The 13,264-nt window shown below is 60.6% G+C and carries 12 protein-coding genes; 6 read left to right on the top strand and 6 right to left on the bottom strand.

Features of this window, described 5'->3' with window-relative positions; genetic code table 11:
- Positions 1-39: 39 nt before the first annotated feature.
- The 4 genes from H6650_07005 to H6650_06990 all read right to left on the bottom strand — a co-directional run bounded on the left by H6650_07005 (position 40) and on the right by H6650_06990 (position 5,200).
- Complete coding sequence (locus H6650_07005) at positions 40-1,026, bottom strand: site-specific DNA-methyltransferase (GenBank protein MCB8951746.1); 987 nt, start codon at positions 1,024-1,026, stop codon at positions 40-42.
- 101 nt (positions 1,027-1,127) lie between these two features.
- The gene (locus H6650_07000) at positions 1,128-1,793 is read right to left on the bottom strand and encodes a class I SAM-dependent methyltransferase (protein ID MCB8951745.1); all 666 of its coding nucleotides are present in this window, start codon (positions 1,791-1,793) and stop codon (positions 1,128-1,130) included.
- Between the two features lies 1 nt (position 1,794).
- A complete protein-coding gene (locus H6650_06995) occupies positions 1,795-3,087 on the bottom strand; it encodes an oligosaccharide flippase family protein (GenBank protein ID MCB8951744.1) in 1,293 nt (430 codons plus the stop codon).
- A 283-nt stretch (positions 3,088-3,370) separates the two neighbouring features.
- A complete protein-coding gene (locus tag H6650_06990; GenBank protein ID MCB8951743.1) occupies positions 3,371-5,200 on the bottom strand; it encodes a PD40 domain-containing protein in 1,830 nt (609 codons plus the stop codon).
- 248 nt (positions 5,201-5,448) lie between these two features.
- Here H6650_06990 and H6650_06985 point away from each other — a divergent pair, with 248 nt between their 5' ends.
- The 6 genes from H6650_06985 (at position 5,449) to H6650_06960 (ending at position 12,151) form a co-directional block, all read left to right on the top strand.
- Positions 5,449-7,350, top strand: coding sequence for a hypothetical protein (locus H6650_06985; GenBank protein ID MCB8951742.1), 1,902 nt, complete (start codon positions 5,449-5,451; stop codon positions 7,348-7,350).
- A gap of 123 nt (positions 7,351-7,473) precedes the next feature.
- Positions 7,474-9,180 (top strand): glutamine--tRNA ligase/YqeY domain fusion protein, encoded by a 1,707-nt coding sequence (locus tag H6650_06980; GenBank protein ID MCB8951741.1) that lies wholly within the window; start codon positions 7,474-7,476, stop codon positions 9,178-9,180.
- Positions 9,173-9,853: an HAD-IB family phosphatase gene (locus tag H6650_06975; protein ID MCB8951740.1), complete on the top strand. Its 681-nt coding sequence runs from the start codon at positions 9,173-9,175 to the stop codon at positions 9,851-9,853. The genes H6650_06980 and H6650_06975 overlap by 8 nt, the downstream gene beginning before the upstream one ends.
- A 15-nt stretch (positions 9,854-9,868) precedes the next feature.
- Entirely contained in the window at positions 9,869-10,765 is an 897-nt protein-coding gene (locus H6650_06970; GenBank protein ID MCB8951739.1) for a carbohydrate kinase family protein, read from the top strand.
- Positions 10,762-11,256, top strand: a complete 495-nt coding sequence (locus H6650_06965) for a histidine phosphatase family protein (protein MCB8951738.1) — start codon at positions 10,762-10,764, stop codon at positions 11,254-11,256. The genes H6650_06970 and H6650_06965 overlap by 4 nt, the downstream gene beginning before the upstream one ends.
- A 136-nt stretch (positions 11,257-11,392) precedes the next feature.
- Positions 11,393-12,151 (top strand): TerC family protein, encoded by a 759-nt coding sequence (locus H6650_06960; GenBank protein ID MCB8951737.1) that lies wholly within the window; start codon positions 11,393-11,395, stop codon positions 12,149-12,151.
- 45 nt (positions 12,152-12,196) lie between these two features.
- On the opposite strand, the gene radC is transcribed toward H6650_06960, so the two are convergent.
- Together radC and H6650_06950 are read right to left on the bottom strand one after the other, a co-directional pair.
- Positions 12,197-12,877, bottom strand: coding sequence for a DNA repair protein RadC (gene radC, locus H6650_06955; GenBank protein MCB8951736.1), 681 nt, complete (start codon positions 12,875-12,877; stop codon positions 12,197-12,199).
- Between the two features lie 188 nt (positions 12,878-13,065).
- On the bottom strand, positions 13,066-13,263 hold the full coding sequence (locus tag H6650_06950) for a hypothetical protein (GenBank protein ID MCB8951735.1): 198 nt from the start codon (positions 13,261-13,263) through the stop codon (positions 13,066-13,068).
- Position 13,264 lies beyond the last annotated feature (1 nt).

The raw sequence follows: 13,264 nt of genomic DNA, 5'->3' as shown, positions 1-13,264 counted from the left end.
TCTCCCTACCGCCTTTGAAAGAATAGATACCGCCAATTCTCACTGATACCACTCCTTCTTCTCGAAAAGCCACTGCTGTTCGCCCGCATCCCATTCCGGTGGAATCTGCGCCACTTTTTCATTCCCGGAAGGTTTGTGTACCGGCTTCCCCATCGGTCGCAACCGCAACGCGCCACCGTAGTAAGCGGCAATTCGTTCCCTGGCAATCTCCGCATACGCCGGTTCCTTTCCACTTCCCATGGCCTTGCGCCCCTGCTTAATCGCCGCAATTAGTGCCGAACCCACTCCGGCGTAGGGGTCAAAAACCCAGTCACCCTCATCCGTCAGCGCCAACACACACCGTTCCACCAATTCCACCGGAAACTGGCACGGGTGGACCGTTTTCTCAGGATGATTGGATTTCACATTGGGTATCTCCCAAAACCCTCCCTCCCATTCCGCGGCCAAACCTTGCCAGACATCAGACGGGTTCTTCCCTTTGGGATTTCCGGAAGGCTTCCCCTTATTTCGCCCCTTATAATGCCGTTTCCCCGGATACTTGGACGGCACGCGCACCGGGTCGAGGTTAAACGTATACGCCTTCCCTTTTGTGAACCAGAGGATCGTTTCATAACGGCCCGAAAACCGCTTGCTCGTATGCAGGCCATGCCCAAAGTGCCAGACGATGCGGTTGCGCAGGTATAGCCCAAGACGCTTAAAGATCGGATAGTAGTAAATGTCCAGGGGGAACACTTCCCCATCCTCCACGAAATTTCCGACCTGCCAGCAAATGCTCCCTCGCGGATGCAATACGTGGTAGAGTTTCTCAATCGTCTCCGCTTGTTTGTCGAGATAAGCCTCAATAGAAACGCGATCCTCATAAGCCTTGCCCAGATTATAGGGCGGTGAGGTGACAATGAGTTTGACGGAGTCGGCGGGGAGTGTATCAACAAATGCGTTGACGTCGCCGCCAAACAAGACCACGTCCGCACTTTCGTCATACTTCGCGGAAACCTCTACCGGGCCACTGAAAAGGGGTAAAGTCATGATGATTTCCTCATTTTATGGAACGCAAGTCCTAAATTCGGCTCAATCATACTGATTTCAATCCGTCTTGCAACCCGTCTATTGTCTATGCAGACTTTTCTTTAGCTGACCGCCGCGACAAAATAGCAGTGTACGGCATAGCGGGAGAGGAATTTCGCCAGCAGCAGGTCCAGGTAAACGAAGATGGGCGTGAAGATTTCCAGCGGCCAAAAGGCAAGGGGGAACATCTCCCAGAGGAAGAACAGCAGATTGTAGCGCCCGCTTTGCCGCACCTGGAAGCCGGCCCGCTCCAGTATTTGCACCAGGTCCGCGTAGCGCCAGTCGGCCTCCACCGCGTCACCGCGCCAGACGGGATATAGGCGGCGCGCCAGGCGCAGCAGCGGGTGGTCGGTGACGGTTTCCACCAGGAACAACACGCCGCCGGGGGCCAGGCAGCGGCGAATTTCCGCGAGGACGGCGGGGTAGTCGGCGACGTGGTGCAGCACGTGCGCCACGTAAATCATGTCGAAGGCGGCGTCCGGGAAGGGTAGCCGCGTGCCCGTCGCTTGCAGCACGTCCAGGCCGTGGGCGCGCGCCTGGCGCAGCCGCGGCCCGGAAACCTCCAAGCCCACGCGGCGGGCGGGCAGGCCGGCAAAACGCAACAGATTTTCGCCATCGCCACAGCCAATGTCCAGCAGTCGTCCCGCGCCAATGCCGGCAACTAACGCCCGCTCCACCGCCCGATAACGAAACAACTTATAGCGAAAAGTGAGCAACTTGGGATGCACGTCAGTCCCCCATCCCCGCCAACCCCCGCCGCCGCGCCCGCCAGAACATCACGCCCCCGGCCAGCGTCAACCACAACCCCGTTCCGGTGGCAATGGCCGGCAAATGCCACAACGCGCCATGAAACAACGCCATCAACACCGCCTGCAGCACAATCGCCACCCACACCAGGTACACATACCCGGTCAGGTTGAGCGAGAGGAAGTAGTTGAGCCACACATTCGCCAGGGAGAGCAGCGTCATCGCCACGCCCAGCAGCCCCAAAAGCAACCCGGACACCTGATATTCGCTGCCGAGGGTGAGGCGCACGATGGCGTCGGGAAAGAGAAAGTAGACGAGGGCCACGCCGCCGCAGAGCAAGCCCACAATCAACATCGCCGGGAGGAGAATGCCGGCAGGATCCCGTTTTTCCGCCCGTCGTTGCGCCGCCTTCGGGAACAAGATCATCACAATCGCCAGCGGGAAGAACTGCACCACCTTCCCCAGCGTCACCGCCGCGCCATAATTGCCGGCCATCTCCGGCGTAAAGAAGCGCCGCGCCAGGATCGCATCCATATTCGCCAGCAGTGCGTACCCGATCAAGCCCGCGCCGGCGTAGGAACCGTAGCGCAGCAGATCCGCGAAAGCCACCTGATGACGCGCGCCCGGCGTGGGTCGCCACACATCCTTGCCCAGCAGCCACAGGCCAAACAGCAGCGCCGCGCCGCTGGCAACCGGCAGCGCCGCCATCGCCCCAAACGCGCCCCACCCCGCCAGCATCAAGAGAACGCCCGCCACCAGACGCAGCCCCGCCTGCACAATCTGCACGCTGCCCAGAGCGGCAAATCGCTGTGTCCCTTGCAGCACGCCCCCCACCACCGGGCGCACGGCCATCAACACGGCGGCAATCACCAGGGCCATCACGGCGGGTACGTCGTCGGTGCGCAGGAAACGGGCAAATGGTACGCTCAATAGCAGCAACAGCACCGTGACGCCCCCGCCCCACGCCCAGGCGGCGGGAAAGATGCGGCGAAAGAAGGCGGCGGTGCGCGTCGCGCCATCTGGCCCGGACTGGAATTCGGTGACGTAGCGGGTGATGACGGTCTGGATGACGCGGGAGGCCACGACCAGCACCTGACCGGCCCCCGCCAGGGCGACAAGGGTGCCGAACTGGGGCGGTGCGAGGATGCGCCCGGCGACAAGGTTAAAGAGGTAGTCGAGGCCGTAGGCCAGGGTTGTGCCCAAGATGAGCACCATTCCCTGGCGCAGTGAGCGCGAATGGGCAAACTGGCGAATGGTTCGCAATGGTTTAGGCAATGGGTGTGTTTCAAATGGGTTGCTCAGGCTGCCCGCGCCGTAGGACAATTTGCCTAAATTGTCCCTTCACGGCGGAGGACAATTCAGCGAATTGTCCTACAGCAAGCAACAGTCAATTGAAATGAAACACACCCTTAGGCAATCGTTTATGTAATCGTTTACGCAACTGGACTCTGGCGTTTTTGGCGTGGAAGCTTCAGCCGGCCCAGATATAAGGGTTGACCCGGCTAAAGCCTCGACTCCAATCACCATCAGTGGATTTCACCACTCGAGTACAAATCCATCAAGGATAAACAACGCTTGACTGCGCCGACACAGGCAGAAAAGTCCAATTCGTCGCATTCACGGCAACCGTGTTGCTGACGTTGCCCGTGACGGAGCCACTGGTGACGCTGCCGCTGCTGCGCACCAACGTAAACGCCGTCAATCCGGGGTCTATCACTACGTCGTAGGAGATGGTCAGGCTGAGGCCGCCATCCAGACTACCGCTCCATTCGATGCGATTCTGCGCCGCATTGTAGCTGCCGCCCAACGACACGCTGCCGGCAACATACGTCGCACCGGCAGGAATGGGCACATAAACCGTCGCCGCGCCCGCCTCATCACCGCTGTTGACCACATGCAATTTGTACTTGATCGTCTCGCCCGGCACGGCGGAAGGTGGCGCCGTGAGCGTGGAGGCCAGGAACGTGGCCGGACGCACAATCTCCGCCCAGAAGATGTCCCGTTTCCCGTTGCCGTCGCCGGGAATGAAGTTGGTCGCTTCCGAGGAAATCGCCATGCCGTGGCAGTCAGGGGAAACCACCGCCTTGTGCGAAGCCAGATCGCCTAGCTGCCCGCCAGGAGCCTGACTGACGACGCGCACCTGGTCGCTGACCATGTCATAGAAGAAGATGTCGCGCACGCCGTTGGTGTCATTGGGGATCACGTTGTTCGCGTCCGTGCTAAAAGTGACAATGCGCCCGCCCTCACAAATGGACAGCTCGCGCGAAAGGCCATTGGTCTGATCACCGCTCTGCGTCATATTGACGCGGCGAATTTGCCCCGTTGCCACCTCGTAAAGGAAAGCGTCGGGCTGGTCGTTGGTGTCACCGGCGACGAGATTGGTGGCGTCCGATTTGAAGATGATGTATTTCCCATCAGGGCTGATGCGCGTCTGCCCGCTGTCCGCATTGCCACCGCCGCCGCCGTTGGGGTTCTTGCTCACCAACGTAAAGCTGTCCGTTTGGTGATCGTAGAGGTAGACGTTGTAGAATTCGCCGCCGCCCAGCGCCCCCGGAGCCAGATTGGTGGCGTAGGAGTAGAAGACGAGGTAGCGACCACTGTAATCGACGTTACCCATGACGTGAACACCGTTGGAGGGGAGGCCATCGTAGGCGTCATTGTCCAGAACTTCCAGCGCGCCGGTGTCCAGGTCTTTGCGATAAATGAGGCCGCAGTGAATGCCCACGAGGATGGGGTCGCTGCAACTGGTCGGGTCGGGCGAAATACCGGGAATGAGGTTGGGCGCTTCGGAAACAAAATAGGCGTACCGACCGTTGCCGGAAATGACACCGCCAAAGCTGTTGCCAATCACCTGCTGGCCGAACACGTCCACGCTGATGCGCACATTCGTGTTGCTCCCCCATTCGTACAGGAAGACATCGTTGCCGTCGCGGATAAATTCCTCGCGGTTGGAGTCGTTGGGGACGATGTTGGTGGCGTAGGAGGTGTAAATGAGGCGGCTGCCATCGAAACTGATGCTGGGTTCGCCGCTGTCGTCGGTAGTCATGCCGCCATCATAGGCAAAAGTCACTTTGCGCGTTTCGCCCGTTACCCGGTCACGCATGAAGATGTCCATGCAGTTGATGGCCGGCAAACACAAGGCGTTGTTGCCGTCTTCCGGGAACCAGCCCGTATCCCAGGACATGAAGGCAATGTAGCGCCCGTCGTAGGAAAGCGTAGGCGAGAAGGAGTCGCCATTGGCGGCAACACCGCCGTTGCCAATGCTGACGAACTCGAAGTTACGCACTTCGGAGCGCGCCTGTCGCACCCAGAACGCGCCACTGAGGAGTAAAATGAGAAGTAGAAGGGAGGAAAGTTTCGCAGCGTGGTGCAATTTTCCTGTGGACATAACTTTTTGTTTGATCTCCAGTTTTTTGGGTGTTGGCGCTCCCGCCGACGGCTGCCGACGCAGCCTGAAACGAGTCCCACGGAAGGCCGCGAACGGGACTGGCTAAGGGTTGCCAGATTGCTGTTTGCGTGAGCGCAAGGTAAAGGGCAAACTGGTTCATTGTACTGAAAGTCATACCAGTCGCCAAAAAACAGATCATGGTCCGCGGGTGGCTTTTCTTTGCTCGTGGAGTCCAGTAGAATCGCGCCATGATGAGGAATGAACGATGGGTCTGGTGGGCGTGCCTGTTGGGGTTTTTGCTGGCAGGCGTGGTGCTGGGAGATTGGATGCCGGCATTACGCGGACCCGCGGAATGGCATTGGTGGCTCGCAGACCCGGTCCCCGCCGACCGCCTGCTGCGCTTCACCGCCGTCGCCGCCCTGTTTGGCCTCGGTTGGTGGGGGCTGGGACGTTGGCTCGCCAACCACCCCACGCGCGCGCGCGCCTGGCTCGCCCTCTCCGGCCTCTTCCTCCTCATTACCCTCCTGCAAACCGCCTACCTCGGCCTCTTTCGCGCCAACCCCCTGGCCCTGCAATACGAATACGTCGTCTCCAACCAGGTCAGCGGCTACTGGACCGCCGCCCAGGAACTCGGCCCCATCGACGCCGCCCTGCGCGACTATCCATGGCGCATGCCCACCTTCACCGCCGACCCGCACCCACGCAGCAAACCACCCGGCATCGTCCTCTTCATCTGGGGCGTGCAGCAGGCTTTAGCAAAATCCCCCACCCTCGCGCAACAACTGGGCGCGTGGGCGCGCGGCATCCGCTGCGGCGACCTCTGGCTGGCGGCGCAATCGAACGTCGCCCTCAGCAGCGCAGTCGTCGTCGGCGTCCTCACGCCCCTGTTGTCCGCGCTGGCTTTGTGGCCCGCCTATGGCCTGGCGGCGCGGCGCTGGGGCGCGGCGGCGGGCTGGCTGGCGGCGGGCTTGACGGCCATCCTCCCCGGACGCTTCCTCTTCACGCCCAACTTCGACACCGTTTACCTCATGCTCACGCTGCTGGCGCTCTATTTGCTGGATACGGGAGTGCGCCGCCGCCGTGTTGTCTGGACGTTTTTTGCCGGCATGATCCTTTCCCTGGAAACATTCTTCAGCCTGGTGACGGGCATGGCCGGATTGCTGGCGGGACTGTTCCTGCTGTTCTTCGCCGCCTGGTCGAATCACCAGGAAACCACCACCGAGAGCGCGGCACAATCATGGTGGGCAACCATCAAATCGCCCCGCTGGCGGCGATTCCTCCTCCTTCATGGGCTGGCATTGGGCCTGGGCAGCGCGGTCATATGGGCGGCGTATGGTCTGCGGTTTGGCGTGTCGCCGCTGGCGATTTACCACGCCGCCGCGCCCGCACGCAACGATCTGCGCCGCGGTTATGGCCTATGGCTGGGCTGGAATCTGGTGGATTTCGCCCTGTTTGTGGGACTGCCACTGATCTGGCTGGCAGCGCCGTGGCCCACGCCGGGGAAACGACGCGCCTGGCTGCCGCTGGCATTGGCGTTTTGGGTAACGCTGCTGGGCTTCAATCTCACCGGGCAGATTCGGGCGGAAGTGGGGCGGATTTGGTTGATCATTGCCGGCATCCCCCCCCTCCTCGCCGCCGCCCGCCCCCAAACCAACCACACCCGCCGCTGGCTCCTCCTCAGCCTTCTTTGCCTCACCTGGGCCATGGGTCTACGCTGGCAAGTCAACCCCCTCGAATGGCCTCCACCCACACCACACGCCACCCTCGCCGCCCCTCCCCCCGGCTCCCATCCCCTCCAGGCCGATTTTGGCCCGGACATCACCTTGCGCGGCTACGACCTGCAAACGGACGACGCGCTCAACCTCACCCTCTACTGGCAAGCACATAGCCAGCCACAAACGGCCTACACCGTTTTCCTCCACCTCCTGAACGCGCAAGGCAACATCGCCCGGCAACAAGACGTGATGCCCCAGGCAGGCCGCCTGCCCACCACCTGCTGGCAAACCGGCGACATCATCCCCGATGAACACACCCTGCCCCTGACGGAACTCCCCGCCGGCCACTACCAGATTCGCGTCGGCCTCTATAATCAAGCCACAGGCGAACCATTAGGCGCGCCACTGCTACTGCCAGCCGTGTCCATTCCTTGAAGAAATCGGACAATGTTTGTCACTTGCCCCCCTCTACTGGTAACATAACGGGCAGAGTACCCACCCTACCGCAACGAACGGACTGTCGCACGATGCGACATAAACTGAGACGCAAATAGCACCATGAATAGCAACGACAACAACTCTGACAAGGCAGCGACGATTTCCAGCGATTTTATTCGCAACATGATTGTTGACGACAACGCCACGGGCAAGTATGACGGGCGCGTCCACACCCGCTTTCCCCCAGAACCAAACGGCTACCTGCACATCGGCCACGCCAAGTCCATCTGCCTGAACTTTGGCATCGCCGAGGAGTTTGGCGGCCTTTACAATCTGCGCTTCGACGACACCAATCCCACCAAAGAAGAGCAGGAATTCGTGGACGCCATCATCGAGGACATCCGCTGGCTGGGCTTCGATTGGGAAGATCGCCTCTTTTTCGCCTCGGACTATTTCGACCAGTTGTATGATTTTGCCGTGCAGTTGATCAAGGCCGGCAAAGCGTACGTGGACGACCTCAGCGCGGAGGAGATTCGCGCTTATCGGGGCACGCTCACGGAACCGGGGCGCAACAGCCCCTACCGTGACCGCTCCGTCGCCGAAAACCTGGACCTGTTTGAGCGGATGCGCGCCGGCGAGTTTCCCAATGGCGCGCGCGTGCTGCGAGCCAAAATTGACATGAGTTCGCCCAACCTGAACATGCGCGACCCGGTCATGTACCGCATCCTGCACGAATCCCACCACCGCACCGGCGACAAATGGTGCATCTACCCGATGTACGATTGGGCGCACGGGCAGTGCGATTCCATCGAGAGGATCACCCACTCCATCTGCACGCTGGAGTTCGAGGACCACCGCCCCCTCTACGACTGGTTCATTGATCAGTTAGGCATCTACCACCCACAGCAGATTGAATTCGCCCGCCTCAACATCAATTACACCGTGATGAGCAAACGCAAACTGCGGAAACTCGTTGGCGAAGGGTACGTACGCGGTTGGGATGACCCGCGCATGCCCACCCTCTCTGGGATGCGTCGTCGCGGCTACCCGCCAGTGGCCATCCGCACATTCGCGGAACGCACGGGTGTGTCCAAGAGCAACAGCGTGGCGGATATTGCCATGTTGGAATTCTTCATCCGCGACGAGCTAAACCGGACCGCGCCACGCGCCATGACCGTCCTCAATCCCCTGCGCGTGGTGATCGAGAACTATCCCGAAGACCTGGTGGAACAGATGGAGGTTGCCAATCATCCCCAGGACCCGACAATGGGCACACGGCTGGTTCCCTTTTCGCGCACGCTGTACATTGAACGAGATGACTTCATGGAAGACCCGCCGCGCAAATACTACCGCCTCGCGCCAGGCCGAGAAGTGCGCCTGAACCAGGGGTATTACATCACGTGTGTCGGCGTGGTGAAGGATGAGGAAACCGGGGATGTGGTGGAGCTACGCTGCACTTACGATCCAGAGTCGCGGGGCGGTTCCACGTCGGACGGACGCAAGGTGCGCGGCACGATTCATTGGGTATCGGCGGCGCACGCGGTTCCCGTGGAAGTACGCCTCTACGATCACCTTTTCTTGCGCGAGTTTCCCGAAGAGACGCTCGAAGACGAGGATTTTACGGTAAACCTGAATCCTGATTCGCTGGTGGTGATTAATCCGGCGATGGTGGAGCCGGCGCTGGCGGCGGCGGAAGTGGGCAGCCGTTTCCAGTTTATGCGGCAGGGGTACTTTGTGGTCGATTCGGACAGTACACCGGGCAATCCGGTGTTTAATCGCACGGTAGGGCTGCGCGATACGTGGGCGCGGATGCAACAGAATGGCTGAGCAGGCTGGTGGAGCGGGGCCGGCGGTGGCTTCTGATCTAGAGGGGACGTTAACTGCCGGCATTATCTGGCGAGCCATGCGCAACTATCTGACCACGCATGGCTACGCCCGCCGCTACCGCGCCTTTTTTTGGCCCCGCCTGCCACAACTGCTGCGCTATCGCCTGCGGCTGGTTGACGAACGCGCCTTCAAAGAACAGTGGCTCACCGAACTCCTGCGCCTTTACCGAGGATTTAGCCGGGCCGCGTTCCAAGACATGGCGGAATGGGTGGTCGCCAATGAACTTTGGCCGCAGCGGCGGCAGGCCGTGGTAACGGAACTACGCCGCTACCAGCAAAGCGGCTGCCGCGTCATCATCATTTCTGGTCTTTTTGAACCGATTCTGGATGTTTTCGTGCGCCAGTTGGGGCAAATGGAGGCGATGGGTACATCCATCGTCTTTGATGGCGACACCTTCACCGGCGAAATCCGCGACGGGCTGAATGTAGGGGAGCGCAAGGTCGCGCGACTGCGGGCGTTTGCCGCGGACGATGGCCTGATCGAGGCCGCCTATGGCGATACAAAGCGGGATATCCCTATGCTGTCCATGAGCCGCCACCCTGTAGCCGTCTACCCTGACGAGACGCTGCGCGAGACGGCGCTGGCGCGTGGCTGGCGCGTCTTGGAATCATGAGAGGCGGCGAACATCATGCAACGCGTACTCGTCCTCGGTGGCGTTTCTTACAATATGATGATTTATGTGCCGGCATTTCCCCAACCACGCGCGCAAACCATTTTTAGCCACGGCTACCACGAAACAGTCGGCTCCTCCGGCGCGGGCAAGGCCCTCAACCTGCACAAGCTGGGGCTGAACGTGACCCTCTACGCCCTCATTGGGGACGACGCGGCGGGAGAACAGGCGCAGACATTCTTCCGGCAGCAGGGCGTGCGCTTTTGCGCCGGGCTGGACCCCGGCGGCACACGCCGCCACGTGAACTTGATGGACGAAGCGGGCGAGCGTATTTCCATCTTCATTGCCGATGGCACATTTGAGCCGCCGCTGGACCTGGATGAAGTGGATGGGTTGGTGGCCGCGCGCGATCATGTGGTGCTGAATATCACGAATTATTGCCGGCATTTCATCCCCCTCATCCGCGCCCACCACAAACCCCTCTGGTGCGACATCCACGACTACGACGGCCAGAACCCCTACCACCACGCCTTCATCAACGCCGCCGACTACATCTTCATGAGTTCCGCCAATATGCCGGCCTATCGTGACTTCATGCAGCGCCTAATCGCCCAGGGCAAGCAGCTTGTCGTCTGCACCCACGGCAAGCAAGGCGCCACCGCCCTCACCGCCACCGGCGAATGGGTGGAAACCGCCGCCATGCCGGTCACGAGCCTGGTGGACACCAACGGAGCCGGGGATGCCTTCTTCGCGGGAACCTACTACGGCATCGCCCACGGCCACACCCTCCAGCACAGCCTGCGCCTGGGCGCGGCGGCTGCCGGCATGTGCGTTACCTCCCCCGAACTGGCCGCCCCGGACCTCACGCCCGCGACACTCGAAGCGACGTCTCGTCATTGGAGTCCTGCCACATGAAAAACCTGCTTCTAATGCGTCACGCAAAATCCAGTTGGGACAACGCCCACCTATCCGACTACGACCGCCCGCTAAACAAACGGGGCCAGGTGAATGCCCCGCGCATGGGGCAATGGCTGGCCCAACAAGAACTGGTTCCAGACCTGATAATCTCCTCCTCGGCGGAGCGGGCGCTGGCGACGGCGGAGGCCGTGGCCCTGGCCTGCGGCTACGAGAAGGAGATCCAGGTGTTCCGTACCCTCTACCACGGCGACCCGGAGGATTATCTGGCGCTGCTGGCGGCGGTTCCAGACGCCGTGCAGCGGGTGATGATGGTCGGGCATAATCCGGGCATTGCGGAACTGGTCGGACAGTTGACGGAAGCCTGGGAGCAGATGCCCACGGCGGCAGTGGCGCATGTGGCGCTGCCCATTGACCATTGGGCGGACGTGAACGAGGAGACAATCGGCCAACTGCTGGCGCTCTGGCAGCCGCGTGATTTGCCCGGCTGAGCCGTCCGGCGGCACAACCCCCAACCCGGTTTACCGTACTGACCTTGTTTTGCAAACGACCGGCAACTCTCCCTAAGATTGGTTCTTTTTTGGAGCATGAACCAATCAAAACTATCAACCATCTTCCGAGGAAACCATGTCCGATTTATTTACCGCACAAAACCTGGTGGCGCTGCTGACGCTGACGGCGCTGGAGATTGTTTTGGGCATTGATAATGTGATTTTCATTGCCATTATTGCCGGCAAATTGCCGGCACCGGAGCAAGGACGCGCCCGCCAAATAGGAATCGGCATGGCCGTGGTCACGCGCATTTTGCTGCTGCTGAGCATAACCTGGGTGATGGGACTGACAGCGGATTTGTTTGCAATTGCCGACAAAGGCTTCAGCGGGCGCGACCTGATCCTGCTCGTGGGCGGCGCTTTCCTCATCGGCAAAAGCACCTACGAAATCCACGAGAAACTGGAATCGCTGGAAGAACCGGCGACCACCGCCCGCCAAGCCGTCTCCCTTTGGGGCGTCGTGGCGCAAATCATGATCATAGATGTGGTCTTCTCCCTCGACTCCGTTATCACGGCGGTGGGCATCTCCGGCAACCTGGCCGTCATGATTCCGGCCATCCTCATTGCCGCCATCATCATGATGACGTTTGCCGGAACCGTCAGCCATTTTGTGGAAGCCCACCCCACCATGAAGATACTGGCCCTCTCCTTCCTCATCCTCATCGGCACGTTGCTGGTCATTGAAGGCTGGTCCCCCGAACTGGCGCACGAACTCCACCTGAAAAATTACGCCTATTTTGCGATGGCCTTCTCCTTTGCCGTTGAGCTGGTCAACATGCGCGTGCGCAAAGCCTCCGCCCCCATCAAGCTGCGCCGCTCCGAACTCCCCAAATAACGTCACCATCGGCGCGATGCCCTGGCGCATCAGGGCATCGCGCCGTCAGTTGTCGAAGCCCAACCCCCTTTCCTTTAACGACACAAACCGCTGCCGCCCAATAACGATGTGATCCAGCACATCGATACTCAACAGCTTCCCCGCCTTCACCATCTCCCGCGTGACGCGCACGTCCTCCGGTGAAGGCGTGGGGTCGCCCGATGGGTGATTGTGCGCTACGATGATGGCGGCGGCGTTTTCTTTGATGGCCGGGCGAAATAGCTCCCCAATACGCACCACGGATGTGTTCAGGCTGCCAATATAGACCGTGACAATTCGCAGCACGTGGTTGCGCGTGTTCAGCAAAATCACGCGCAGATGCTCCTGCTCCAGAAAAGTCATCTCCGACATCAGCAAATTGGCGGCGTCGCCGGGGGAAGTCACGCGAGGACGCTCTTGCGGCGCGGCGGCCATCAGGCGGCGGCCCATCTCCAGGGCGGCCTTGATCTGCACCGCTTTGGCCGGACCAATACCCTTCACCTGCGTGATTTCGGCCACGGTGGCCTGCGCCAGGCCGGGCAGGCCATTCATTTGCGCCAACAGCCGTTCCGCCAGCCGCAGCACGTTTTCGCCATCCACGCCGGTGCGTAAGATGATGGCCAGCAGTTCCGCCGAAGAGACCGCACGCGCGCCGGCGTGCATGAGCCGCTCGCGCGGTCGTTCTTCCGCCGGCAGGTCGCGGATCATGGGGACATATGCCGGTGTGGTTTCATTTTCAGACACAATAGGGTGCTCCTCTCCTGGCATTCTGCCGGCAGCGTTTGCCGGCGCGACACACGAGAACAACAGTCTGTCGCGCCGGGCGGATTATCCATGCAAACGCCAATCCGGCGGCGTGCTACCTATGGCTACCGATTTTGTCGCGGACAGCGGGCCTAACGCTTGTTCGCGGGTCGTTTGGAGGCGCTGGCTTCCCGCATAAGGACGATAAACTCGTCCCACTCATCGCCCAGGAAATGGAGGGTAATGCCGCCCAATTCAACATGATAAAAAGTATCGCCATCTTCCTGGCTGCGCCAGACAATGAAGTTGTCAGTCTGGGCTAACGTATCGTCGTTGTGATCATGGTCCATT

It is taken from the genome of Ardenticatenales bacterium (assembly GCA_020634515.1).
GTDB lineage: Bacteria > Chloroflexota > Anaerolineae > Promineifilales > Promineifilaceae > JAGVTM01.
The sequence above is the reverse complement of the archived record's forward strand: the minus strand, read 5'-3'. Positions and strand labels throughout refer to the sequence as shown.

Excerpts from the sequence above, each read along its gene's own strand:
- H6650_07005 (MCB8951746.1), bottom strand. The coding sequence starts at position 1,026 with ATGACTTTACCCCTTTTCAGTGGCCCGGTAGAGGTTTCCGCGAAGTAT.
- H6650_06990 (MCB8951743.1), bottom strand. The coding sequence starts at position 5,200 with ATGTCCACAGGAAAATTGCACCACGCTGCGAAACTTTCCTCCCTTCTA.
- H6650_06985 (MCB8951742.1), top strand. The coding sequence starts at position 5,449 with ATGATGAGGAATGAACGATGGGTCTGGTGGGCGTGCCTGTTGGGGTTT.
- H6650_06980 (MCB8951741.1), top strand. The coding sequence starts at position 7,474 with ATGAATAGCAACGACAACAACTCTGACAAGGCAGCGACGATTTCCAGC.
- H6650_06975 (MCB8951740.1), top strand. The coding sequence starts at position 9,173 with ATGGCTGAGCAGGCTGGTGGAGCGGGGCCGGCGGTGGCTTCTGATCTA.
- H6650_06970 (MCB8951739.1), top strand. The coding sequence starts at position 9,869 with ATGCAACGCGTACTCGTCCTCGGTGGCGTTTCTTACAATATGATGATT.
- H6650_06965 (MCB8951738.1), top strand. The coding sequence starts at position 10,762 with ATGAAAAACCTGCTTCTAATGCGTCACGCAAAATCCAGTTGGGACAAC.
- H6650_06960 (MCB8951737.1), top strand. The coding sequence starts at position 11,393 with ATGTCCGATTTATTTACCGCACAAAACCTGGTGGCGCTGCTGACGCTG.
- radC (MCB8951736.1), bottom strand. The coding sequence starts at position 12,877 with ATGATCCGCGACCTGCCGGCGGAAGAACGACCGCGCGAGCGGCTCATG.
- H6650_06950 (MCB8951735.1), bottom strand. The coding sequence starts at position 13,263 with ATGGACCATGATCACAACGACGATACGTTAGCCCAGACTGACAACTTC.